The sequence below is a fragment of the Blastococcus sp. VKM Ac-2987 genome (assembly GCF_026967805.1).
Classification (GTDB): domain Bacteria; phylum Actinomycetota; class Actinomycetes; order Mycobacteriales; family Geodermatophilaceae; genus Blastococcus.
The window spans coordinates 1429565-1452526 of sequence record NZ_JAPVBG010000001.1 but is presented as its reverse complement, the minus strand read 5'-3'; the positions used below and the strand labels follow the sequence as shown (position 1 = coordinate 1452526).

Below are 22962 nucleotides of genomic sequence, written 5' to 3'. Positions count from 1 at the left end.
CTGGTGCTGCTCGGGCTGGGTTACCTCTCGGGGGCCACGCTGCTGGTCACGCTGCGGGGCGGCCGCGGCCCGGCCGACCCGCCGGCCAGCCACCTGCGGGTGGATCCGGCCGGCTTCCCGGTGAGCCCGCAGCCGCGCGGGGCGCTCCACCGGCGCCGGCCGAGGACCGCGGCGATCGCCGCCGCCGTCCACACCGCGCGGGAGAGCGCGACGGCGCGGGGGATGTCGCCGGTCCCCGGGGGGCGGCCGTCGCCCAGCGCCGGCCGGTCCTCCACCCGGCTGCCGTAGACGTTGCGGCCGCCCAGCCGGAGCCCGAGCGCACCGGCGAGCGAGGCCTCGCACCGCCCGGAGTTGGGGCTGGGGTGGGCGGCGCCGTCCCGGTGCCACACCCGCCACGCCCCGGCGGCGGAGCCGCCCACCAGCGGCGCGCACACCACGGTCAGGGCGGCGGTCAGCCGGGCGGGCACCCAGTTGGCGACGTCATCGGCGCGGGCCGACGCCCAGCCGAAGCGCCGGTACCGGGCGGAGCGGTGGCCCACCATCGCGTCCAGCGTGTTGACGGCCCGGTAGCCGAGCAGCCCGGGCAGGCCGGCCACGGCTCCCCAGAACAGCGGGGCGACCGCGGCGTCGGAGGTGTTCTCCGCGACGGACTCCACCGTCGCGCGGGCCAGGCCGCGCTCGTCCAGGGTGCTCGGATCGCGACCGGCCAGGCTCGGCAGCGCGGCCCGGGCGGCCGCGACGTCGCCGGCGGCCAGGGCCTCGTGCATGTCCCCGGCCGCCCGGCCGAGCGACGTGCCGCCCAGCACCGCCCAGGTCGCGGCCGCGGTCGCCGCCGTGCGCAGCACCGGGCGCCGCCGGGTGGCGCGGTCGGCCGCCGCGCCGAGGGCGGTCGTGCCCGCGACCAGCACGGCCCAGTGCGCCGTTCCCGCGGCCCGCGAGTCCCGCCAGGTCCGGCGCTCCAGGGCGGCGGCGAGGGTGCCGAACCCGGCCACCGGGTGTCCCCGTCGGGGGTCGGCCAGGGCCAGGTCGGCGAGCGCGCCCAGGGCCAGGCCGAGCGTGGTCGCGGGGTCGGGGGCGGGGCGGGGCACGGCGTCATGGTGGCAAGCGCCCCGTGGCCCTCCGCCGAGCGGGACGCGGCGTACCTAGGATCGGTCGCCATGCGCCTGTTCGGCCGTTACGACGGCGTCGCCCGGCCGATCGTCACCTACGGCAGCAACCCGGTCCTGCACCGGCGCTGCGCCGAGGTGACCACCTTCGACGACGCGCTGCGGCGGCTGGTGCTCGACATGTTCGCCAGCATGGAGGCCGCGGACGGCGTGGGGCTGGCGGCCAACCAGATCGGCGTGGACGCCCGGGTCTTCGTCATCGACTGCCCGGACGCCGACGGGGAGGACGTCGTCGGCTACGTCGTCAACCCGTCGCTGACCCTGCTCCCGCCGGCCGGGGAGGAGCCTGCCGAGGAGGTCACCGAGGAGGGCTGCCTGTCGGTACCCGGGCCCTACGCCGAGCTGCCCCGCACCTTCCGGGCCCGCGTCGACGGCGTCGATCTGCACGGCGACCCGGTGACCATCGAGGCGACCGGGATGGCCGCCCGCTGCCTGCAGCACGAGGTCGACCACCTGGACGGGACGGTGTACGTCGACCTGCTGCCCGAGGACCACCGCGAGCGGCTGCTCGCCGAGGCCGCGGGACCCGGCGGCGAGCTGCCCGCCTGAGGCACGGCCCGGAAATCGGGTGGGCCCGGCGGCACCGATCACCGATGATCGTCGCCGGCCGTACGCACCCTCAGGAAGGCACTCCCGGTGAGACCCCTGTCCGAGACCCAGGTCCGGCGCTCGTTCGTCAACTGTTCCCGGGGCGAGGCCTCGACCCTGACGCTGCCCGAGGGGTTCGGCTCCCTGGAGTGGGCCGAGCAGGAGATGCTCGGCTGGCGCGACCCGAAGGCGCCCCTGCGGGGCTACCTCGTCGCCGACGTCGACGGCGAGGCCGTCGGGATCGCGGTGCGGGCGGCGGACACGAGCATGTCCAGCCGGACGGCGGCGATGTGCCTGCTCTGCCAGACCGCGCAGTCCGGCGACGGCGTCTCGCTGTTCACCGCCCGGCGCACCGGTGCGGCCGGCCGCAACGGCAACACCGTGGGCACCTACGTCTGCGCCGACCTGCGGTGCTCCCGGCGCGTGCGGACCGAGATCCCGCCGTGGCTGCGGGAGCGCGACCCGGCCGAGGTGGTCGCCGAGCGGGCCGCGGAGCTGCACGAGCGGATCGCCGGGTTCGTCGGCTCCGTACGGCGGCGCTGACAGCCGCGGGTGCGTGGCCCGGCGACGGGGTAGCGAGGGCCCATGGCGCTCCCCAGGGTCCTCGTGCTCGTGCTGGCCGGTGGCAAGGGCAACCGGCTGGAACTGCTCACCGAGCAGCGGGCCAAGCCCGCCGTCCCGTTCGCCGGGGTCTACCGGCTGATCGACTTCCCGCTGTCGAACTGCGAGCACTCGTCGATCGCCGACGTGTGGGTGTCGGTGCAGTACCAGCCGCAGTCGGTGAACGAGCACCTGGGCGGCGGCCGCCCCTGGGACCTGGACCGCACGAACGGCGGCCTCATGATGCTGCCGCCGTTCCAGGGCAGCGAGCGGGGCGGTTTCACCGAGGGCACCGCGGACGGCTTGTGGCGGCAGTCCGAGCTCGTCCGGCAGTTCGCCCCCGACGCGCTCGTGGTCGTGAGCTCCGACGCCGTCTACAAGCTCGACTACCGTGACGTCGTCGACAGCCACCTGGGCTCCGGTGCCGAGGTGACGATGGTGACCACCGAGGTCGAGGCGGACGACGCCTCCCGCTACGGCATCGTCGAGGTCGGGAAGGGGGGCCGGGTGACCGGCTACGCCTACAAGCCCGACGACCCGGCGACGACGACGGCGACCAACGAGGTGTTCGTCTTCTCCCCGGAGCCCACGCTGGACCGGCTGGAGGCGCTGAGCCGCGATGTCGGCGAGGACGGCCTGGAGGACCTCGGCGACCACCTGCTGCCGGCGCAGACGAAGGACGGGCTCGCCCGCACCTACCCGCTGAACGGCTACTGGCGCGACGTCGGCACCATCGAGTCCTACTGGCGGACGAACCGCGAGTTCCTCGACGAGGAGCCACCGCTGGACCTCGACGACCCGCGCTGGCCCGTGCACACCCGGGGCGGGCGGCACAGCGCCGCCCGGGTGCTCGACGACGGGAGGATCGAGAACAGCCTGCTGTCCGGCGGCACCCGGATCGCCGGCAACGTGCGCGGCTCAGCCCTCTCCCCGGGCGTGGTGGTCGAGCGGGGCGCCACCGTCGTCGACTCGGTGCTGCTGCCCGGCGCCCGGGTCCGGGCCGGGGCGACCGTGACCCGCGCGGTGCTCGACGACGGGGTCGACGTCGGGAGCGGTGCGTCGGTCGGTGGGGACGGCGACATCACGCTGGTCGGGCGCCGGGCCCGGGTGGCCGACGGCACCGAGCTGGCCGCGGGCGCCCGCTACCCCGAACCGGAGGAGTGAGCGGGAAGCGGCCGGGCCCGGGCTGCGTTGCGCGGGGCATGACCCGAACCCACGAGTTCGACCTGCACTCGGAGTTCCTCCGGGCGGACCTCTTCCTCGCCATGGGTCAGCCCGCCGAGGCCGCGCGCATCCTGCAGCCGGTCGTCGACGCCGAGCCGCGCAACGAGGCGGCCCTGGAGCTGCTGGCCCGCGCCTACTACGGCTCGGCGCAGCTTGGTCCGGCCGAGGAGGCGCTCGGCCGGCTGGTCGAGCTGGCGCCCAGCAACGGCTGGGCCCGCCGGGCGCTGGCCCGCACGCTCGAGCGGCAGAGCCGGGCGGGCGAGGCCACCGTCCACCACCGGGTGGCCGACGCCCTCGGCGCCGCCTGACCGCGGGGCCAGGGCGGCCGGACGGTTCTGGGACGATGGGCCGGCGGGGGCTGTCGGCCCCTCCTCTTCCGCACGGGCCGCGCCGCGCGCCGTCCCGGTCCCGATCCGAGCTCGCGCTCGTCCAGGAGTTCCCATGACCCGCCGCACCGTCCCCGGCGCGCTGCTCGCCCTGCTCGTCTCCGTCGTCCTGACCGCCTGCGGCGGCGGGGACGAGGCGGGGTCGTCGGGCGGGGAGTGGTCGACGGCCGTGGCGGAGGAGGTCTCCGCCGACCTCTCGGTCGCCCCGGAGGCGCCCGCGACCGACGCCGAGCCGCCGACGGAGCTCGTCGTCGAGGACGTCGTCGTCGGGGACGGCGCCGAGGCCGTCGACGGGAGCACCGTCGCGGTGAAGTACGTCGGCGCGTTCTACGAGACCGGCGAGGAGTTCGACTCCTCGTGGAGCCGCTCGGACGACGAGACCCTGCCGGTCACCCTCGGCGCCGGCCAGGTGATCCCCGGTTTCGAGCAGGGCATCACCGGCATGCAGGTCGGCGGGCGCCGCGCGATCGCCATCCCCAGCGAACTCGGCTACGGCGACCAGGCGCGCGGGCCCATCCCGGCCGACGCCACGCTGGTCTTCGTCGTCGACCTGGTGGAGGTCGCGGGCTGACCAGCGGAGCGCTCGGGTCCGTCTGCGCGGCGTGACGACACGCCGCGCCACGCCGGGTCGACCTGCCGTCGCTGCGTCGGCCGGAGGACCGGTGGGCATCCGCTCGTCCATGAGCATCCTCAACAAGTTGATGGGCACGGCACAGAGCGCTACCCGGGGCGGCCGGGGCGCCGCGCGGCCGGGGCGGGGCATGGGTCGCGCCACCTCGCGCGGCGGCGTCGGCCGGGGCACGGGTCGCGGGCGCACCCCCGCGAGCTCCGGCGGCGGCATCGGACGCATGGTGCAGAGCTTCCTGCGGCGTCGCTGAGCACCGGGACGACCCGGGGCGGCCGGGTCGTCCGCTACTCGCAGATCTCGAGCCGGGTCACCGAGCCGTTGTGCGGGGTGATCACAGGTAGCGCATCGGGCCCGAGCCCGGCCGCCACGGCCTGGACGGCCCGGATGGTGTCCCCGTGCGTCACGAGCGCGACCACGTCGGCCGGCGGCTCGGCGCACAGGTGCCGCAGGAACGCCGACACCCGCGCGTGCAGCTCGGTCAGGCTCTCCCCGCCTTCGGCCGACCAGTGCGGGTCGGACCAGTCGACGACGTCCCACAGCTCGCGCGAGGGCCGGCCCTCGAGCACCCCGTAGCCCTGCTCGCGCAGAGCGGGCGTCGTGCGGAACGGCAGCCCCGTGCTCCGGGCGCAGTGCTCGGCGGTCTGCACCGCGCGGAGCAGGTCGCTGGACAGCATGACCCCGGGCCGAAGCGCGGCCAGCTCCGCGGCGGCCGCCTCCGCCTGCGCGTGCCCCAGCGGCGTCAGCGGCACGTGCGCGGTCTGGCCCTGCATGAGCCCGACGGCGTTCCACTCGCTCTGCCCGTGCCGCACGAGCAGGAGGGTGATGGGGGAGGCCATGGCAAGGAGGCAGCGTAGGGCAGGGGGTCGGCGCAGGTGGCGGCCCGCCTCGTACCGTCGTGGCCGTGACCATCCCCGTCCGCCCCGGTGCCGCCCGCCCGGCCGCCCGCCCGGGTGCCCCCGACCCGCTGGCTCCCCTGCTCGACCTGCCGGGGGTGCGGGAGGCCGCGGACACCGCCCGCGCGGCCGTCGACCGGCTGCTGGGCCACCGCGTGCTGCGCCGGGAGTCGGCCGGGGTCAGCACCGAGTCGGCCCTGCGCGGGGCGCGTGCCTCGGCCGCCCTGGCCGGCGTGGACGTGCCGCTGGCGGAGCTGCGGGCCGGCTCGGTCGCGGACCCGGTGGTGCAGGGGTCGCTGCGGGTGTCCGCGGCGATCGGCTCCATGGTGGAGACCTGGCCCAAGGCGCCCGGGCAGGTGCTCGCCCGCCTGCACGTGCTCGCCGCCGCCGACCTGGCCGACCGCGCCGACCTCGGCCGCCCCGCCCCCCACGCCGGCGCCCGGCTGTCCGGGCTGTTCTCGATCGTCACCGCCACCACCACGGTGCCCGCCGTCGTCGTCGCCGGCCTGGTGCACGGCGAGCTCGCCGCGCTTGCCCCGTTCGGCACCGCCGACGGCGTCGTCGCCCGTGGTGCCGCCCGGCTGACCGGCATCACCCGGGGCCTGGACGTCAAGGCCGTGTCGGTGCCCGAGGTGGGGTTCAGCGAGTTCGGCCGCGCGGCCTACGACGAGGCGCTGGCCGGCTACGCCGCCGGCACCCCGGAGGGGGTCGCCGGGTGGCTGGTGCACTGCTGCCGGGCCACGGAGCACGGCGCGCTGGAGGGCCTGGCCATCTGCGAGAGCCTGCTCCGGGGGTAGCCCGGCGCCGGAGGTCCCGGGGCGGGGAGGATGGGTGCCATGCGCACCCTCGACGTCCCCGGCCTCGGCCCCGTCAGCCGCATCGGCCTGGGCACCTGGCAGTTCGGCTCCCGCGAGTGGGGCTACGGCGACGCCTACGCCGACCGCGCGGCGCAGGACATCGTGCGCCGGGCCCGCGAGCTCGGCATCACCCTGTTCGACACCGCCGAGGTCTACGGCTTCGGCCGCAGCGAGACGATCCTGGGCGCGGCGCTGGGCGAGGATCGCGACCGGGTCGTCGTCGCCAGCAAGATCTTCCCGGTGGCCCCGTTCCCGCGCGTGGTGCGCCAGCGCTGGGCCGGCAGCGCCCGCCGGCTGCAGCTGGACCGGATCCCGCTCTACCAGGTGCACCAGCCCAACCCGGTCGTGCCCGACACCGTGACGATGCCGGGGATGCGCGCCCTCCTCGACGAGGGGCTGATCGGCGCGGCCGGCGTCTCCAACTACTCGCTGGACCGCTGGCGCGCCGCCGACGACGCGCTCGGCGCCCCGGTGCTGGCCAACCAGGTGCAGTTCTCCCTGGCGCACGCCGGGCCGCTGGCGGACCTGGTGCCCTTTGCCGAGCGCGAGGACCGGCTGGTCATCGCCTACAGCCCGCTCGCCCAGGGCCTGCTGGGCGGGCGGTACTCGGTGGAGAACCGGCCGGGCGGGGTGCGCGCGGTCAACCCGCTGTTCGGCACGGAGAACCTCCGGCGGGTGGCGCCGCTGCTCGCCCTCCTGCGGGAGGTCTCCGACGCGCACGACGCCACGCCCGCGCAGGTGGCGCTGGCCTGGTTGGTCGCCCAGCCGCGGGTGGTGGTCATCCCCGGCGCGTCCAGCGTGGAGCAGCTGGAGTTCAACGCGGCGGCCGACGAGCTGCGGCTGGCCGACGACGAGGTGACGGCGCTGACGGCGGCGGCCCGGGCGTTCAGCCCGGTCTCCGGCGTCCGCACGCTCCTCGACGGGGTGCGGGAGCGCCTCGGGCGCTGACCTGCGGTCAGGCCCCGCGGCGGCGCCGGCGGCCGGGCACCGGCGCGGGCCCCTCGGCGGGCAGGAGCCCCGCCCGGACGGCCCGGTGCCGGGCGTACCAGGCCAGCCCGACGACGGCGGCGCCGACGCCCATCGCCGCACCGGTGACGACCGGGGCCGGCGGCACGGAGAAGCGGGACCGCATGCTGACCGGGCGCTCGAAGCGCCGCATCGGCCAGCCGCGCTGCAGGGCGGCCTTGCGCAGCCCGCGGTCGGGGTTGACCGCGGTGGGGTGGCCGACCGCCTCCAGCATGGGCAGGTCGGTGATCGAGTCGCTGTAGGCGTAGCAGTCGGCCAGGTCGTAGCCGCCCTCGGCGGCCACGGCGCGGATGGCGTCGGCCTTGTGCTCGCCGTAGGCGTAGAACTCGATCTCGCCGGTGTAGCGGCCGTCGACGGTGACCATCCGGGTGGCGACGACGCGGTCGACGCCGAGCATCTCGCCGATCGGCTCGACCATCTCCGCCCCGCTGCTGGAGACGATGACGATCTCCCGGCCGGCGGCGCGGTGCTCCTCGATCAGGTCGGCCGCCTCGGCGTAGACCAGCGGGTCGACGATCTCGTGCAGGGTCTCGCGGACGATCTCGTGGACGGTCCCGGCGTCCCACCCGGTGACCATCGCGGTGAGCTGGGCGCGCAGCCGCTCCATCTGCTGGGCGTCGGCGCCCGCGACGGAGAAGGCGAACTGGGCGTAGGCCGTCTTGAGGACGGCACGCCGGTTGATCAGCCCGCCGTTGAAGAACGGCCGGCCGAAGGCCAGGGTGCTGGACTTGGCGATGACGGTCTTGTCGAGGTCGAAGAACGCCGCGGCGCTGGACACGGAAGTCACTGTAGGTCGATCGGCACCCTGGAACGGAGCCCGCACACCGTCCACACCCGATGGGGTCATCCACAGTTCCGCTCCCGTTCTGGCACTGTGTGCCCACTGTCCGGTGGAGTCGCCCCGTGCCCGTCCTGCCGCCGGTGTCCCGGCCTCTCCGCCCCCTGGTCGTCAGCACCGACGAGGAGCTGGTCGACGAGCTGCTCCGGCTGCTCGCGGCCGCCGGGGCCGAGCCGGAGCTGGCCACCGGCGGCCCGGCGCTGCGGCGGGCGCACCGCGAGGCGCCGCTGGTGCTGCTGGGCGCCGACGTCCTGACCGGCGGCGCGGTCCGCGCCCTGCCCCGCCGCGCCGGCGTCGTCGTCGTGGCCGCGGGGGAGCTGCCCCCGGCGGAGTGGGCGGCGGCGGTGGAGGTCGGCGCTGAGCGGGTCGCGGTGCTGCCGGCCGACGAGGCGTGGCTGCTCACCCGCTGCGCGGCCGCGGTCCGCGCCCCGGCCGAGCGGGGCGCGCTGGTCGCCGTCGGCGGTGCCTGCGGCGGCGCGGGAGCCAGCACGGTGGCGGCGGCGGTCGCGGTCGGCGCCCCCGGGGGTGCGGTGCTGCTCGACGCCGATCCCTGGGGCGGCGGGCTGGACCTGGTGCTGGGCGCCGAGCTCGCCGAGGGGCTGCGCTGGCCGGGGCTCACCGGGCTGCGCGGGGGAGTGGCCGGCGATGCCCTGCTCGCCGCGCTGCCCGAGGTCGACGGGGTGCACCTGCTCTCGGCCGACCGGGGCTGCGCGACGCCGATCCCCGACCAGGCGCTGACGGCGGTGGTGGACGCCGCGCGGGCGACCGGCCGCCCGGTCGTCGTGGACCTGCCGCGGCCCGGGCCGGACGGCGTGGGGCGCGGGCCGCAGGACGTGCTCGCCGACGCCGACCTGGCGGTGCTGGTGGTGCCCGCCCGCCTGCGCGCGGCCACGGCCGCCCGGCAGCTGGTCGACACGGAGGGGTCCCCCTGGTCGTCGGCCCGGCTGGTGGTGCGCGCCCTGCCCGGCGGGCTGGCCGCCGACGACGTGGCGGAGGTCGTCGGCCGCCCCGTGCTGGCCGGGTTGCCGCACGACCGCAGCGCGGTGGCCCGGGGGGAGCGGGGCCAACCCCCCGGGGCCGCACCCCGGTCGCCGCTGGCCGGGCTGGCCCGCCGGGTCCTCGCGGCGCTCGACGGGGCGGGCGGCCGGTGAGCGATCCCTCGCTGCTGGACCGGGTGCGGGCGCGGCTGGCCGTCGAGGACCAGGCGCCGTCGCGGGCCGGCGTGGCCGCGCTGGTGCGCCAGGAGGCCGGCGCCCTGATGGGCGACGGGGAGGTCCTGCGCGCGGTGCGCGGCGCCGTGGACGAGCTGGCCGGGGCGGGGCCGCTGGAGCCGCTGCTCCGCCTGCCCGGCGTCACCGACGTGCTGGTGAACGGGCCCGGCGAGGTGTGGCTGGACCGCGGCGCCGGGCTGGAGCGGGCCGCCGGCGTCCGGTTCGCCGACGAGGACGCCGTGCGCCGGCTGGCCGTCCGGCTGGCCGCCTCGGGCGGGCGCCGGCTCGACGACGCGGCGCCCTGGGTGGACGTCGGCCTGGCCGACGGCACCCGGTTGCACGCCGTGCTGCCGCCGGTGTCCGGCGGGGGCACGTGCCTGTCCCTGCGGGTGCTGCGGCGGTGCGCGCAGACGCTGGCCGACCTGGAGGACCGCGGTGCGCTGCCCGGGGAGAGCGGGGCGCTGGTGCGGGCGGTGGTCGCGCGGCGGTCGGCCTTCCTGGTCACCGGCGGCACCGGCTCGGGCAAGACCACCCTGCTCTCCGCCCTGCTGGGCGAGGTCGACCCCGCCGAGCGGCTGGTGCTGTGCGAGGACGCCGCCGAGCTGACCCCGCCGCACCCGCACGTGGTGCGCCTGCTGACCCGCCCACCGAACGTGGAGGGGGCGGGTGCGGTGGGCCTGCGGGACCTGGTGCGGCAGGCGCTGCGCATGCGCCCCGACCGGCTGGTCGTGGGTGAGGTGCGCGGCCCCGAGGTGGTCGACCTGCTGGCCGCGCTCAACACCGGGCACGAGGGCGGCTGCGGCACCCTGCACGCCAACCGCCCCACCGAGGTGCCGGCCCGGCTGGAGGCGCTCGGGGTCGCGGCGGGCCTGGGACGCGCGGCGGTGCACAGCCAGGCCGCGGCCGGGCTCGAGGTCGTGGTGCACCTGCGGCGGACCGCCGGGGGACGGCGGGTGGACGAGATCGGGCTGCTGCGCCGGGCCGGGGAGCTGGTCGTGGTGGAGCCCGGCTGGCGGGCCGACGGCGGGCCCTGCCCGGCCGGTGACGCGCTGCGCGCCCGGCTGGCCGGCCGGTGACCGCGGCGCTGCTGGCCGCGGCCGGCGCCGTCCTGCTCTGGCCGGACGGGCGGGCCGGGCTGCGGGCCCGGCGCCGCGCGGTCGCCGGCAGCGCGGCACGTGCCGCCCGCCCGCCGCTGCCCCTGGTGGCGGGCATCGGGGCCGGCGCCCTCGCCGCCGTCCTGAGCACCCCGCTGGTGGCCGTGCTCGCCGGCGGCTGCGCGGCCCTGGCCGCCCGCGCGTGGACGTCCCGCCGCGCCGCCGCCGCGGGCGAGGCGCGGCTGGCCGCCCTGGCCGAGGCGCTCGGCGCGCTCTCCGGGGAGCTGCGCGCCGGCCGGACCATCGACGACGCGGTGCGCACGGCGGCGGCCGCGTGCCCCGACCGGCGATCGGGTGCCGCGCTCGCCCGGGCGGTCCGCGCTCCCGGCGCCCCGGTGGCGCCGGACGGCGCCGACGGCCTGTCCGCGGAGCTCGCCCGGCTGTCGGCGGCCGTGGCGCTCAGCGGCCGCACCGGGTGCTCGCTGGCCGCGGTGGTGGCGGCGGTCGAGGACGACCTGCGGGCCCGGCTCCGGCAGCGGCGGGCGCTGCTGGTCGCCACCGCCGGCCCCCGGTCCAGCGCCCGGCTGCTGGCCGGACTGCCGGTGCTGGGGCTGGCCATGGGCAGCGGTGTCGGCGCCGATCCGTGGCACGTGCTCACCGCGACCGGCCCGGGACAGCTGCTGCTGGTCGCGGGGGTGCTGCTGGAGATCGCCGGGATCGCGTGGACCGGCCGGCTGCTCCGCCGGATCGCGCGATGACCGCCGGCGGCTGGCTCCCGGTGCTCCTGCTCGCGCTGGCGTGTGCCCTGTGGGCGCCCGGGTCGGCGGTCGCCGGCGCGCGGCTGCGCCGGCTCGCCCGCCAGGCCGCGCCCGACCCGGCCGGCGCCGGGGAGGCGGTCACCGGGGAGGTGGCCGCCCGGGCGCGGCGGCGCCGGTGGGCGCTGGCCGGGGGCGCCGGGGTCGCCGCCGGCCTGCTGGTCGGGGGGATCGCCGGGGTGCTCACCGCTATCGGGGTGGCCGTGGCCGGCGAGCGCCTGCTCCGGCGCGGCCCCGATCCGGACGAGGAGACCCGGGCGGCCCTGGCGCGGGACCTGTCGGCGGCCTGCGACCTGCTCGCCGCCTGCCTGGCCGCCGGCCTGCCGGTCGCCGGTGCGCTGGCCGCGGTCGGCGGTGCGGTGCCCGCACCGCTCGGGCCGTGCCTGCGCACGGTCGCCGCCGTCCAGCGGATGGGCGCGGCACCCCGGCAGGCCTGGGCGGAGGTTCCCGCGGAGCTCGCCGCGCTGGGCCGGGCACTGGTGCGGGCGGGGGAGTCGGGGGCGGCCGCGGTGCCCGCGCTGTCGGCGCTGGCGGCGGAGACCCGGGCGGCGGACCGGGCCGGCGCGGAGGCGGCGGTGCAGCGGGCCGGGGTGTGGGTGCTGGCGCCGCTCGGCGTCTGCTTCCTGCCGGCCTTCGTCTGCCTCGGCGTGGTCCCGCTCGTGCTCGGCATCGCCGGCGACGTCTTCGGCTGACGCCGTCCACAGCCGCCGCCGCTCTCCACAGATGCCGCGCGGCCCTCGTCGGGGGCCGGCGCAGCTCAGAGGCTCGGTCCTACGGCCCCGCCGGGGCCCCGACCGAGGAGGACTCCCATGACCGCACCGCTGCCCGCCCCGACGCCCGCCGACCTCGCCCCGCCCGCGGGAGCCGGCCGCCGTCCGACGGTTCTCCGGCGCCGCTGGGCGCGGCTGCAGGCGGCCGCCGAGGCCGGCATGAGCACCGCCGAGTACGCCGTCGGGACCGTCGCGGCGTGCGCCTTCGCGGCCGTCCTCTACCGGGTGGTCACCGGCGACTCGGTCGTCTCCGGGCTGACCGATCTCGTCGACGCCGCCCTGGCGACGCTCTCCTGAGCCGTGCGCGGTCGTTCCCGGCGGGGCCGGCGCGCGGAGGCCGGCATGGTCACCGCGGAGACCGCCGTCGTCCTGCCGGTGCTCCTGCTGGTGCTGGTGGGCGCCCTCGCCGCGGTGACCGTGGTGGGCGCCCAGCTGCGCTGCGTCGACGCGGCCCGGGAGGGCGCGCGGGCGGCGTCCCGGGGCGAGGAGCTGGCCACGGTGACCGGGTGGGCGGCCCGGGCGGCACCGGACGGCGCACGCACCACCGTCACCGCCGCGGCGGACGGTGTCCGGGTCCGGGTGAGCGCGGAGGTCGCCCCGCTGGGGCCGCTGCCGTGGTGGGTGACCGTGACCGCCGAGGCGGCCGCCCGGTGGGAGCCGGGTGCGGGGCCGGCCGGATGAGCGGCGAGCGGGGATCGGCGACGGTCTGGGTGCTGGCCCTGTCGGCGGTGCTGGCGCTGCTCGCCTCGGCCGCCGTCCTGGTCGGGGTGGCGGCGGTGGCCCGGCACCGGGCCGGGGGAGCCGCCGACCTCGCCGCGCTCGCCGCGGCCGGGCGCGCGGTCCTCGGCGACCCGGCGGCGTGCACCGCGGCCGCCGACGTGGCTGCCGCCAACGGTGCCGAGCTGACCGGTTGCCGGGTCGAGGCGGGCGGGATCGTCGAGGTCGCGGTGGTGGTGCCGGTGCGGCTGGGCCGGCTCGGGCTCTCCGCGGCGCACGGCCGCGCCCGCGCGGGGCCGGAGGCGCCGGCGTGAACGGCACGGGGTCAGAAGACCAGGTCGTCCTCGGCCGCCGCCTCGGCCACCGTCCCTGCGGGATCGTCGGCCGCGTCCTGCACGCCGTCGTCGGGCCCGGCGTCGCCGCGCTCGTCGGCGGCGGCCAGCTCGTCCAGGACGACGTCGAGCACCCGCACCGCCCCGGCCTTGTCCAGCGGGTCGTTGCCGTTGCCGCACTTGGGCGACTGCACGCACGACGGGCAGCCGCTCTCGCACTCGCAGCTGGCCACCGTGGCCCGCGTCGCCTGCAGCCAGCGCCGCAGGGCGGCGTAGCCGCGCTCGGCGAAACCCGCCCCGCCCGGGTGGCCGTCGTAGACGAAGATCGCGGCGGTCCCGGTGTCGGGGTGCAGCGCGGTGGACAGGCCGCCGAGGTCCCAGCGGTCGCAGGTGGCCAGCAGCGGCAGGATGCCGATCGCCGCGTGCTCGGCCGCGTGCAGCGAGCCGGGCAGGGCGGTGTCGTCGACCTCGGCCCGCTGCACGGCGCGGGAGTCCAGCGTCAGCCACACCGCCTTGGTGCGCAGCTGGCGGGCGGGGAGGTCGAGCGGGAACTCGGCGAGCACCTCGCCGGTGCCCAGCCGCCGCCGCTGGTAGGCGACCACCTGGTTGGTCACGTCGACGACGCCGGTGTGCGCGGTGACGGTGCCCAGCGGCCGGGTCTGCTCGATCGAGACGATCGCCAGGTCGGTGACGTCGCGCGCCACGGTGGTCCAGTCCGGGCTCTCCGGGTGCACGACGGCGCAGGCGTCGTCGACGTCGAACTCGTCGACGACGAAGGTGTCACCCCGGTGCACGTAGAGCGCGCCCTCGTGCACGGTCGAGTGCGCGGCACCCCCGTCGACGGTGCCCAGCAGCCGCCCGGTGCCGCCCTCGATGATCGCGACCGGCTGGTCCCCGCTGCCGCGGATGTCCACGTCCGGCCGCCCGCGCCCGGCCCAGTACCAGCCGGCGGGCCGGCGCCGGAGCTGCCCGGCCGCCACCAGCTCGTCGAGCTGCGCCTCGGCCACCGGACCGCCGAAGTCGGCGAGGTCCGCGGGCACCAGCGGGAGCTCGGCGGCGGCGGCGCACAGCTGCGGCCCGAGCACGTAGGGGTTGGCCGGGTCGGTGACCGTGGCCTCGATCGGCCGGCCGAACACCGCCCGCGGGTGGTGGGCCAGGTAGTGGTCCAGCGGGTCGTCGCGGGCGACGAACACGACCAGCGACTCGCGCTGCGCCCGGCCGGCCCGGCCGGCCTGCTGCCAGAGCGAGGCCAGCGTGCCCGGGTACCCGGCGAGCACCACGGCGTCCAGGCCCGCGATGTCGATGCCGAGCTCGAGGGCGTTGGTGGTGGCGACGCCGAGCAGGTCGCCGGCCGACAGCGCGCGCTCGAGCTCGCGGCGCTCCTCGGGCAGGTACCCGCCGCGGTAGGAGTCGACCCGGCGCACCAGGTCGCCGCGGCCGCGGTCGGCCAGGAGCCGGCGGGCCTGCTCGGCGACCGACTCGGCGCTGCGCCGCGACCGCACGAACGCCAGCGTCCGCGCGCCCCGCTCGACCAGGTCGGCGAGCAGCCCGGCGGCGTCGGCGGCGGCCGAGCGGCGCAGCGGCGCCCCGTGCTCGCCGGTGCGCTCGGTGAGCGGCGGCTCCCACAGGGCGAAGGTGGCCCCCGGCCGCGGGGAGCCGTCGTCGGTCACCGCCACTACCTCCTCGCCGACCAGCCGGGTGGCGGCGGCCGCGGGGTCGGCGACCGTGGCCGAGGCCAGCACGAACACCGGCTCCGCGCCGTAGCGCCGGCAGATCCGCCGCAGCCGGCGCAGCACGTGGCCGACGTGCGAGCCGAAGACCCCGCGGTAGGCGTGGCACTCGTCGATGACCACGTAGGCCACCCGCCGCAGCGTGCTCGACCAGCGCTGGTGGGCGGGCAGGATCCCGCGGTGCAGCATGTCGGGGTTGGTGACGATCCAGCGGGAGTGCCGCCGGACCCAGTCGCGCTCCTCCGCGGGGGTGTCGCCGTCGTAGGCCGCCGGCCGCACCGAGGGGTCGGCCAGCGCGGCCACCGATGACAGCTGGTCGCGGGCCAGCGCCTTGGTCGGCGCCAGGTACAGGACGCAGGCCCGCGGGTCCTCGGCCAGCCGGGTCAGCGCCGGAAGCTGGTAGGCCAGCGACTTCCCCGACGCGGTGCCGGTCGCGACGACGACGTGCCGCCCCTCCCGCGCCAGCTGCGCGGCCGCCACCTGGTGCTGCCACGGCGCCCGCACGCCCCGCGCCTGCAGCCGCTCGCGGAGCCCCGGCTCGGTCCACGCCGGCCACTCGAGGGTGCGGCTCTCCCGCACCGGGACGTGGTGCACGTGGGTGACCGGCTGCTCCTCCTCGGCCGTCGCGGCGAGGAGGTCGGCCAGCAGCTCGCCGCCGGGCGGCACCGGTCCGCCCGCCCCACCGGCCCGGCCCTCGCGCGCGAGGTCGTCGTCCGTGCCGGGGGGAGCCGACCGGACCGGGTGGAGCGTGGTCACGCATCCTCCTCGCTGGCGCTCGTCGTCCGCGTGCCCACGGGTGCTGTCTCCATGGCTGACCTCGCAAGCTCGGTCACCCCTCAACTGTCACACCTCGCTGCAACCCGCGGCGGGGCCCGTCGAGGAAGCAGCGAGCGAGAAGGGTTGACCAAGTGTGATTTCCCTTACACTTCCCGCGTTCTCGCCCCGGCCGGTCCCGGTCGGAGCGCAGGACGCCGACCTCCGCCGATCCCGGGGAGCACGGCGCCTCCCGGGCGGCCGCCGATGCTTGGAGGACCCATGCCCGACGGTTCGCTGTCCGGCGGGGAGACGGCGCTGGTCGCCGTCATCCTCGCCATCTCCCTGGCCGCCCTCGCCTTCGCCGCCTACCTGGTCCGCGCGGTCCTCGCCGCGGACATGGGCACCGAGAAGATGCAGGAGATCGCGCGGGCGGTGCAGGAGGGGGCGGCGGCCTACCTGCGCCGGCAGTTCCGCACGCTCGCCGTCTTCGCCGTCATCGTCTTCGCGGTGCTGCTGGTCCTCCCGGTGGCCGAGGGCGGGATGGGCACCCGGCTGGGCCGGGCGGTGTTCTTCCTCGTCGGGGCCGTGTTCTCCGCGCTGGTGGGCTTCATCGGGATGACGCTGGCCACCCGCGGCAACGTCCGGATGGCCGCGGCGGCGCAGGGTGGCGGCTACCGCCCCGCCTTCCGCATCGCGTACCGCACCGGCGGCGTCTGCGGGATGATCACCATCGGGCTGGGGCTCTTCGGCGCCGCTCTGGTCCTGCTGCTCTTCGACGAGACCGCACCGGTGGTCCTGGAGGGCTTCGGCTTCGGCGGAGCGCTGCTGGCGATGTTCATGCGCGTGGGCGGCGGCATCTTCACCAAGGCCGCCGACGTCGGCGCCGACCTGGTCGGCAAGGTGGAGGCCGGCATCCCGGAGGACGATCCGCGCAACGCCGCCACGATCGCCGACAACGTGGGCGACAACGTCGGTGACTGCGCCGGCATGGCCGCCGACCTCTTCGAGTCCTACGCCGTCACCCTGGTCGCCGCCCTCATCCTGGGCCAGGTCTTCTTCGGCTCGATCGGCATGGTCTTCCCGCTGGTGGTCGCCGCGATCGGCGTCATCGCCTCGGTCGTCGGCATCCTGGCGACCAACCCGGGTAAGAACGACCGCAACGGCCTGGCGCCCATCAACCGCGGCTTCTTCGTCTCCGCCGCGGTCTCATTGCTGCTCGTCGCCGTCGCCTCGTTCACCCTGCTCCCCGACACCGGCGGCGCCGCCGACCTGCCGGTGAGCCCGCAGGTGCTCGGCTTCGTCGCCGTGCTCGTCGGCGTCGTCCTGGCCGCGGCCATCCAGCAGCTCACCGGCTACTTCACCGAGACCAGCCGCAAGCCCGTCCAGGACGTCGGTCGCAGCTCCCTGACCGGTCCGGCCACCGTCATCCTCTCCGGCATCTCGCTCGGGCTGGAGTCGGCGGTCTACGCCGCGCTGCTCATCGGCGGAGCGGTCTACGGCGCCTTCCTCATCGGCGGCGGAGCGGCGCTCTACGCGGTCGCGCTCGCCGGGTGCGGCCTGCTCACCACGGCCGGCGTCATCGTCTCCATGGACACCTTCGGCCCGGTCAGCGACAACGCGCAGGGCATCGCCGAGATGTCCGGCGACATCGACGCCGACGGCGCCCGCGTGCTCACCGACCTCGACGCCATCGGCAACACCACCAAGGCGATCACCAAGGGGATCGCCATCGCCACCGCCGTCCTCGCGGCCACGGCGCTCTTCGGCTCCTACAACGCCCAGATCGCCGTCGCGCTCGACGAGGCCGGCACCACGCTCGGCGACGCCTTCAGCCTGGTGAACCCGAACAACGTCGTCGGCGCGGTCCTGGGCGCCGCGGTGGTCTTCTTCTTCTCCGGGCTGGCCATCAGCGCGGTGTCCCGGGCGGCCGGGCGGGTGGTGTTCGAGGTGCGCGAGCAGTTCCGCACGCACCCCGGGATCATGACCTACGCCGAGCGCCCCGACTACGGCGCCGTCGTGGACATCTGCACCAAGGACTCGCTGCGCGAGCTGGCCACGCCGGGCCTGCTGGCGGTGCTCGCGCCGGTCGCCGTCGGCTTCGGCCTCGGCATCGGCCCGCTGGCCGCCTACCTGGTCGGCGCCATCGCGGCCGGCACGCTCATGGCCGTGTTCCTCTCCAACTCCGGCGGCGCCTGGGACAACGCCAAGAAGATGGTCGAGGACGGCAGCTACGGCGGGAAGGGCAGCGAGGCCCACGCCGCCACGGTCATCGGGGACACGGTGGGCGACCCGTTCAAGGACACCGCCGGGCCGGCGATCAACCCGCTCATCAAGGTGATGAACCTCGTGGCGCTGCTCATCGCGCCCGCGGTGGTCGCCCTGTCGGTGGGGGAGGACGCCAACACCCCGGCCCGGGTGGCGATCGCGCTCGGCGCGGTGGTCGTCGTGGTGGCCGCGGTGGTGGTCTCCAAGCGCCGCTCGGTCGTCGTCGGCGAGGCGACGTCGGCGCCCGACGGCACCCGGCTCACCACCACCGCCCCCTGACCGCCCGTCCGGGAGTGCCTGACCCCTTGGCGGGACGGGCCCTTCCCCGGGCCGGGAACTCGACCGCAGCATCCTCGTTGGTGCGGGTGGCGGCACGCCCACGGAGGGTCGCGCCCGGCGGCCCGGCCGCGGGGTGGCTTACCGTGGCCCGCCGAGGGGCGTTGCGCGGTGGCGCCCGTCCGGTCCCGGACCCCGGGGCCGGTGCACCAGGGCCACCTGGTGCGGACCGGCAGGCCGCGCCCGCACCACCTCAGCACCACCGACAGGAGTCCCGTGCCCACGAAGACCACGAAGCCCGCGGCCGAGAGCGACCCGACGACCGACGGGGCGGCCAAGACGCCTGCCCGCCGGGGGTCGGCCGCGCCCGGCGGCAGGCCGCTGGTCATCGTGGAGTCGCCGACCAAGGCCAACAAGATCGCCGGCTACCTCGGCAGCGGCTACGTGGTCGAGGCGAGCGTCGGGCACATCCGCGACCTCCCGCGCAACGCCGCCGACGTGCCCGCCGAGCACAAGGGCGCGGCGTGGGCCCGGCTCGGGGTCGACGTCGACAACTCCTTCGAGCCGCTCTACGTGGTCAGCCCCGACCGCAAGCAGCAGGTCACCCGGCTCAAGCAGCTGGTCAAGAACGCCAGCGAGGTCTACCTCGCGACAGACGAGGACCGCGAGGGCGAGGCCATCGCCTGGCACCTGGTCGACACCCTCAAGCCGCGCGTGCCGGTGCGCCGGATGGTCTTCCACGAGATCACCCCCGAGGCGATCGCCCGCGCCGTCGCCAACCCCCGCGAGCTCGACACCGACCTGGTCGACGCCCAGGAGACCCGCCGCATCCTCGACCGCCTCTACGGCTACGAGGTCAGCCCAGTCCTCTGGAAGAAGGTGCTGCCCAAGCTGTCGGCCGGCCGCGTCCAGTCGGTCGCCACCCGCATCGTCGTGGAGCGCGAGCGGGAGCGGATGGGCTTCCACGCCGCCGACTACTGGTCGCTGGAGGGCACCTTCGCCGTCCCGGGCCGCGCCGCCGGCGCCGACGAGGGCGAGCCGACCACGGTGCGGGCGAAGCTGGTCAGCGTCGACGACAGCCGGGTGGCCACGGGCCGGGACTTCGACGCCTCCACCGGCCGCACCACCGGCGACGTCGTGCACCTCGACGAGGCCGGCGCCCGCGGTCTGGCCGCCCGGCTCGAGGGTCGCCAGGTGGGCGTCAGCCGGGTGGACGAGAAGCCCTACCGCCGTCGTCCGTACGCGCCGTTCACCACCTCCACGCTGCAGATGGAGGCCGGCCGCAAGCTCGGCTGGTCCTCGGCGCAGACGATGCGGGTGGCCCAGCGGCTGTACGAGAACGGCCACATCACCTACATGCGCACCGACTCGACCAACCTGTCCGACGAGGCGATCAACGCCGCCCGTCAGCAGGCGCGCGAGCTGTACGGCGACGCCTACGTGCCCGCCGAGGCGCGGCGCTACAAGAGCAAGGCCAAGGGCGCGCAGGAGGCGCACGAGGCCATCCGCCCGGCCGGTGACAGCTTCCGGACGCCCGGCCAGCTCGCGGCCGGGCTGGCCCGGGACGAGTTCCGGCTCTACGAGCTGATCTGGCAGCGCACCGTCGCCTCGCAGATGGCCGACGCCGTCGGCCAGACCGTCAGCGTCCGGCTGGCCGGCCGCAGCAGCACCGACGAGGCGGTCGAGTTCACCGCCAGCGGCCGCACGATCACCTTCCCCGGCTTCCTGCGCGCCTACGTGGAGTCCCGCGACGAGGGCGCCGCCGCCACCGGCGACGACGACCACGGCAGCGACGACGCCGAGCGCCGGCTGCCCCGGCTCGAGCGCGGCCAGCAGCTGGACACCCAGGCGCTGGACCCCAAGGGGCACACCACCCAGCCGCCGTCCCGCTACACCGAGCCGAGCCTCGTCGCCCGGCTGGAGGAGCTGGGCATCGGCCGGCCGTCGACCTTCGCCTCGATCATGCAGACGATCCAGGACCGCGGGTACGTCTGGAAGAAGGGCAACGCGATGGTGCCCTCCTTCGTGGCCTTCGCGGTGGTCAACCTCCTGGAGCAGTACTTCACCCAGCTCGTCGACTACGACTTCACCGCCTCGCTGGAGGAGGAGCTCGACGAGATCGCCGGCGGGAACCTGCAGCGGGTCACCTGGCTGACCGAGTTCTACTTCGGCGGTGAGGGCGGCCACGCCGGCGCCATCGCGCAGTCCGGTGGCCTCAAACACGTGATCGGCCAGCGGCTGGAGGAGATCGACGCCCGCGGCATCAACTCCATCCCGCTGCGCGCCACCGACCCCGAGGGCCGTCCGGTCGTCGCCCGGGTCGGCCGCTACGGCCCCTACCTGCAGGCCGGGGAGGACGGCGGGCGGGTCAGCATCCCCGAGGACATCGCCCCCGACGAGCTGACCGAGGAGCGGGTGCGCGAGCTGCTCGCGGCGCCGTCGGGCGACCGCGAGCTGGGCACCGACCCGGAGTCCGGGCACCCGGTCGTGGTCAAGGCCGGCCGGTACGGCCCCTACGTCACCACCGTCGTCCCGGAGGGCAGCAAGGACACCCCCCGGACGGCGAGCCTGTTCTCGTCCATGTCGCCGGAGACGGTCACCATCGACGACGCGCTGAAGCTGCTGACGCTGCCGCGCGCCGTCGGTACCGCGCCCGACGGCGAGGAGATCCAGGCGCTCAACGGCCGGTACGGGCCGTACCTGAAGAAGGGCACCGACTCCCGGTCGCTGGAGAGCGAGGACCGGCTGTTCACCGTGACCCTCGACGAGGCGCTGGCGATCTTCGCCCAGCCCAAGCAGCGCGGCCGCGCCGCGGCGAAGGCGCCGCTCAAGGAGCTCGGCCCGGACCCGGTCACCGAGGGGCAGGTCACCGTGCGCGAGGGCCGCTTCGGCCCCTACGTGACCGACGGCGAGACCAACGCCAGCCTGCGCAAGGGGGACGAGGTCGAGTCGATCACCATCGAGCGGGCGGCCGAGCTGCTGGCCGACCGCCGGGCGCGCGGGCCGGCGACCAAGAAGAAGGCCGCGAAGAAGACCACCGCCAAGAAGGCGCCGGCCAAGAAGGCCACCGCGAAGAAGGCGGCGGCGAAGAAGACGACCACCACGAAGACGGCGGACACGGCCGCACCGGTCACCGCGGGCTGATCGGCGTGCCCGGTCCGGACGACGCGCTGCGGGCCCGGGCGCGCTCGTTCGGCGGGGTCGCGGCCGGTTATGCCGCGCTGCGGCCGACCTACCCGGCCGACGCCGTCGCCTTCCTCGTCGGCCGGGACCGGCCCCTGGACGTGCTCGACGTCGGCGCGGGGACCGGGCTGCTGACGGCGGTCGTGCTCGACCTGGGGCACCGGGCGCGGGCGGTCGACCCGTCGCCGGAGATGCTCGCCCAGCTCGGCGCGCGGCTGCCCGGTGTCGGCACGGCCGTGGGGTCGGCGGAGTCGCTGCCGGCCGGCGACGGCTCGGTGGACGCCGTGGTCGCCGGGCAGGCCGCGCACTGGTTCGACCCGGCGCCGGCCGCCCGGGAGATCCGCCGCGTGCTCCGTCCCGGTGGGGTCCTCGGCCTGATCTGGAACACCCGCGACGACCGGGTGCCCTGGGTCGCCGCGCTGGAGGAGCTGCTCGCCGACGAGTCGCGCGGCCACGAGGCCGACCAGCGCGTCGTCGACCGGCTCGCCGAGGAGCTCGGGGCCGACGTGGCGGTCCTCGAGTCGCAGGTCGTGCAGCGGGTCCCGCCCGAGGACGTCGTCGGCGGCATCGCGACCCGCAGCTACGTGGCGGTCATGGACGACGCCCGGCGCGAGGCGTTCCTGGCGGGGATCCGGCAGCTGCTGGCCGACCACCCCGGTACCCGCGGGCGCCCGGTGCTCGACCTGCCCCACCGCACCCACGCCTACCGGCTCACCCCTCGCTGAACGGCTCCGGCGGTCAGGCGGGACGGGAGCCGACGGCGAAGACCCGCCGGAAGGGCAGCAGGGTCGTGCCGTCGGGGCGGGGCGGGTACGCGGCCCGCAGCGCGGCGGCGTACGCGTCGGTGAACCGGCCGGCGGCGTCGTCGTCGAGGCGGGCCAGCACCGGCCGCAGCACGGTCGACCGCACCCACGTCAGCACCGGGTCGGACCCGGACAGCGCGTGCAGGTAGGTCGTCTCCCAGACGTCGGCCGACAGCCCGGCCGTCCCGAGCACCTCCGCGTAGCCGGCCGGGTCGAGCACGGTGTCCGCCCGGGGGGCGACCTCGGCCAGCCGACCGGCCCATTCCGGGGACCGGCAGAGCTCGGCCAGCAGGGCGTGGGTGGGGGCCCGGAAGTTGCCCGGCACCTGGACGGCGAGCCAGCCGCCGGGTGCCAGCTGCCCGGCCCACCGGGCCATCAGGCCGGGGTGCCCGTCCACCCAGTGCAGGACGGCGTTGCTGACGACGACGTCGACCGGCCCGGCCGGTGCCCAGTCGCGCACGTCGCCGAGCGCGAAGTCGACCCGGCCCGGCAGCGCCCGGGCGGCCGCGGCGGCGAGCATCTCGGGGGAGGAGTCGACGCCGGTGACGCGGGCAGCCGGCCAGCGACGGGCCAGGGAGGCGGTGAGGGCGCCCTCTCCGCAGCCGAGGTCGACGACGCGGGCCGGCGACTCCGCGCCCACCCGGGCGAGCAGGTCGGCGAACGGCCGGGCGCGTTCCCCGGCGAAGCGCAGGTAGGTGTCCGGCTGCCAACGGGCGGGTGAAGAGTCGCCGACCGGGGGCGTCGGATCCCCGGTCGTGGTCATCGTCCCCGACCCTAGCGAGGCCGGGACGCTGCCGGGGGTCG

Annotated in this window: 22 protein-coding genes; 17 read left to right on the top strand and 5 right to left on the bottom strand. The window is 77.0% G+C overall.

Annotation, left to right across the window (positions count from 1 at the left end; genetic code table 11):
- Positions 1-20: 20 nt before the first annotated feature.
- Positions 21-1088, bottom strand: a complete 1068-nt coding sequence (locus tag O2W17_RS07215; RefSeq protein WP_269191722.1) for a cobalamin biosynthesis protein — start codon at positions 1086-1088, stop codon at positions 21-23.
- Positions 1089-1157: 69 nt separating this feature from the next.
- Between O2W17_RS07215 and def the strand changes: the two genes are divergently transcribed.
- The 5 genes from def to O2W17_RS07190 all read left to right on the top strand — a co-directional run bounded on the left by def (position 1158) and on the right by O2W17_RS07190 (position 4535).
- A complete protein-coding gene (gene def, locus O2W17_RS07210) occupies positions 1158-1715 on the top strand; it encodes a peptide deformylase (protein WP_269191721.1) in 558 nt (185 codons plus the stop codon).
- Between the two features lie 87 nt (positions 1716-1802).
- Positions 1803-2297, top strand: coding sequence for an FBP domain-containing protein (locus tag O2W17_RS07205; protein ID WP_269191720.1), 495 nt, complete (start codon positions 1803-1805; stop codon positions 2295-2297).
- A gap of 42 nt (positions 2298-2339) precedes the next feature.
- Positions 2340-3518: a glucose-1-phosphate adenylyltransferase family protein gene (locus tag O2W17_RS07200; protein ID WP_269191719.1), complete on the top strand. Its 1179-nt coding sequence runs from the start codon at positions 2340-2342 to the stop codon at positions 3516-3518.
- 38 nt (positions 3519-3556) lie between these two features.
- Positions 3557-3886, top strand: coding sequence for a tetratricopeptide repeat protein (locus tag O2W17_RS07195; RefSeq protein WP_269191718.1), 330 nt, complete (start codon positions 3557-3559; stop codon positions 3884-3886).
- A gap of 133 nt (positions 3887-4019) precedes the next feature.
- Positions 4020-4535: an FKBP-type peptidyl-prolyl cis-trans isomerase gene (locus O2W17_RS07190; protein ID WP_269191717.1), complete on the top strand. Its 516-nt coding sequence runs from the start codon at positions 4020-4022 to the stop codon at positions 4533-4535.
- Between the two features lie 341 nt (positions 4536-4876).
- Here O2W17_RS07190 and O2W17_RS07185 read toward each other — a convergent pair whose 3' ends face one another.
- Positions 4877-5428, bottom strand: a complete 552-nt coding sequence (locus O2W17_RS07185; RefSeq protein ID WP_269191716.1) for a histidine phosphatase family protein — start codon at positions 5426-5428, stop codon at positions 4877-4879.
- 65 nt (positions 5429-5493) lie between these two features.
- Here O2W17_RS07185 and O2W17_RS07180 point away from each other — a divergent pair, with 65 nt between their 5' ends.
- Both O2W17_RS07180 and O2W17_RS07175 read left to right on the top strand, forming a co-directional pair.
- A complete protein-coding gene (locus O2W17_RS07180) occupies positions 5494-6282 on the top strand; it encodes an oxidoreductase (protein ID WP_269191715.1) in 789 nt (262 codons plus the stop codon).
- 39 nt (positions 6283-6321) lie between these two features.
- Positions 6322-7290: an aldo/keto reductase gene (locus O2W17_RS07175; RefSeq protein ID WP_269191714.1), complete on the top strand. Its 969-nt coding sequence runs from the start codon at positions 6322-6324 to the stop codon at positions 7288-7290.
- A gap of 7 nt (positions 7291-7297) precedes the next feature.
- Here O2W17_RS07175 and O2W17_RS07170 read toward each other — a convergent pair whose 3' ends face one another.
- Positions 7298-8146, bottom strand: coding sequence for an HAD family hydrolase (locus O2W17_RS07170; RefSeq protein WP_269191713.1), 849 nt, complete (start codon positions 8144-8146; stop codon positions 7298-7300).
- Positions 8147-8271: 125 nt separating this feature from the next.
- Between O2W17_RS07170 and ssd the strand changes: the two genes are divergently transcribed.
- The 7 genes from ssd to O2W17_RS07135 all read left to right on the top strand — a co-directional run bounded on the left by ssd (position 8272) and on the right by O2W17_RS07135 (position 13127).
- Positions 8272-9357, top strand: a complete 1086-nt coding sequence (gene ssd, locus O2W17_RS07165) for a septum site-determining protein Ssd (RefSeq protein WP_269191712.1) — start codon at positions 8272-8274, stop codon at positions 9355-9357.
- On the top strand, positions 9354-10493 hold the full coding sequence (locus tag O2W17_RS07160; protein ID WP_269191711.1) for a TadA family conjugal transfer-associated ATPase: 1140 nt from the start codon (positions 9354-9356) through the stop codon (positions 10491-10493). Before ssd ends, O2W17_RS07160 begins: the two co-directional genes overlap by 4 nt.
- Positions 10490-11269: a type II secretion system F family protein gene (locus O2W17_RS07155; RefSeq protein ID WP_269191710.1), complete on the top strand. Its 780-nt coding sequence runs from the start codon at positions 10490-10492 to the stop codon at positions 11267-11269. The genes O2W17_RS07160 and O2W17_RS07155 overlap by 4 nt, the downstream gene beginning before the upstream one ends.
- Positions 11266-12018, top strand: a complete 753-nt coding sequence (locus O2W17_RS07150) for a type II secretion system F family protein (RefSeq protein WP_269191709.1) — start codon at positions 11266-11268, stop codon at positions 12016-12018. Before O2W17_RS07155 ends, O2W17_RS07150 begins: the two co-directional genes overlap by 4 nt.
- Positions 12019-12135: 117 nt before the next feature.
- Positions 12136-12393 (top strand): DUF4244 domain-containing protein, encoded by a 258-nt coding sequence (locus O2W17_RS07145; protein ID WP_269191708.1) that lies wholly within the window; start codon positions 12136-12138, stop codon positions 12391-12393.
- A gap of 45 nt (positions 12394-12438) precedes the next feature.
- Positions 12439-12777, top strand: a complete 339-nt coding sequence (locus O2W17_RS07140; protein ID WP_269191707.1) for a TadE family type IV pilus minor pilin — start codon at positions 12439-12441, stop codon at positions 12775-12777.
- Complete coding sequence (locus O2W17_RS07135; RefSeq protein ID WP_269191706.1) at positions 12774-13127, top strand: Rv3654c family TadE-like protein; 354 nt, start codon at positions 12774-12776, stop codon at positions 13125-13127. The genes O2W17_RS07140 and O2W17_RS07135 overlap by 4 nt, the downstream gene beginning before the upstream one ends.
- 11 nt (positions 13128-13138) lie before the next feature.
- Here O2W17_RS07135 and O2W17_RS07130 read toward each other — a convergent pair whose 3' ends face one another.
- Positions 13139-15631 carry a DEAD/DEAH box helicase gene (locus O2W17_RS07130; RefSeq protein ID WP_269191705.1) on the bottom strand — a complete coding sequence of 831 codons (2493 nt, stop codon included), beginning with the start codon at positions 15629-15631 and terminating at the stop codon, positions 13139-13141.
- A gap of 279 nt (positions 15632-15910) precedes the next feature.
- Between O2W17_RS07130 and O2W17_RS07125 the strand changes: the two genes are divergently transcribed.
- From O2W17_RS07125 to O2W17_RS07115, 3 genes are all read left to right on the top strand, one after another.
- Positions 15911-18175, top strand: coding sequence for a sodium-translocating pyrophosphatase (locus tag O2W17_RS07125; protein WP_269191704.1), 2265 nt, complete (start codon positions 15911-15913; stop codon positions 18173-18175).
- A 273-nt stretch (positions 18176-18448) separates the two neighbouring features.
- Positions 18449-21316: a type I DNA topoisomerase gene (topA, locus tag O2W17_RS07120; protein WP_269191703.1), complete on the top strand. Its 2868-nt coding sequence runs from the start codon at positions 18449-18451 to the stop codon at positions 21314-21316.
- Positions 21317-21321: 5 nt separating this feature from the next.
- The gene (locus tag O2W17_RS07115) at positions 21322-22080 is read left to right on the top strand and encodes a class I SAM-dependent methyltransferase (RefSeq protein WP_269191702.1); all 759 of its coding nucleotides are present in this window, start codon (positions 21322-21324) and stop codon (positions 22078-22080) included.
- A 13-nt stretch (positions 22081-22093) separates the two neighbouring features.
- On the opposite strand, the gene O2W17_RS07110 is transcribed toward O2W17_RS07115, so the two are convergent.
- Complete coding sequence (locus O2W17_RS07110; RefSeq protein ID WP_269191701.1) at positions 22094-22921, bottom strand: trans-aconitate 2-methyltransferase; 828 nt, start codon at positions 22919-22921, stop codon at positions 22094-22096.
- Positions 22922-22962 lie beyond the last annotated feature (41 nt).

What these genes read in the sequence shown, in the direction of transcription:
- def (WP_269191721.1), top strand. Translation starts at nt 1,158, where the DNA reads ATGCGCCTGTTCGGCCGTTACGACGGCGTCGCCCGGCCGATCGTCACC.
- O2W17_RS07200 (WP_269191719.1), top strand. Translation starts at nt 2,340, where the DNA reads ATGGCGCTCCCCAGGGTCCTCGTGCTCGTGCTGGCCGGTGGCAAGGGC.
- O2W17_RS07195 (WP_269191718.1), top strand. Translation starts at nt 3,557, where the DNA reads ATGACCCGAACCCACGAGTTCGACCTGCACTCGGAGTTCCTCCGGGCG.
- O2W17_RS07190 (WP_269191717.1), top strand. Translation starts at nt 4,020, where the DNA reads ATGACCCGCCGCACCGTCCCCGGCGCGCTGCTCGCCCTGCTCGTCTCC.
- O2W17_RS07185 (WP_269191716.1), bottom strand. Translation starts at nt 5,428, where the DNA reads ATGGCCTCCCCCATCACCCTCCTGCTCGTGCGGCACGGGCAGAGCGAG.
- O2W17_RS07175 (WP_269191714.1), top strand. Translation starts at nt 6,322, where the DNA reads ATGCGCACCCTCGACGTCCCCGGCCTCGGCCCCGTCAGCCGCATCGGC.
- O2W17_RS07150 (WP_269191709.1), top strand. Translation starts at nt 11,266, where the DNA reads ATGACCGCCGGCGGCTGGCTCCCGGTGCTCCTGCTCGCGCTGGCGTGT.
- O2W17_RS07145 (WP_269191708.1), top strand. Translation starts at nt 12,136, where the DNA reads ATGACCGCACCGCTGCCCGCCCCGACGCCCGCCGACCTCGCCCCGCCC.
- O2W17_RS07140 (WP_269191707.1), top strand. Translation starts at nt 12,439, where the DNA reads ATGGTCACCGCGGAGACCGCCGTCGTCCTGCCGGTGCTCCTGCTGGTG.
- O2W17_RS07135 (WP_269191706.1), top strand. Translation starts at nt 12,774, where the DNA reads ATGAGCGGCGAGCGGGGATCGGCGACGGTCTGGGTGCTGGCCCTGTCG.
- O2W17_RS07125 (WP_269191704.1), top strand. Translation starts at nt 15,911, where the DNA reads ATGCCCGACGGTTCGCTGTCCGGCGGGGAGACGGCGCTGGTCGCCGTC.
- O2W17_RS07110 (WP_269191701.1), bottom strand. Translation starts at nt 22,921, where the DNA reads ATGACCACGACCGGGGATCCGACGCCCCCGGTCGGCGACTCTTCACCC.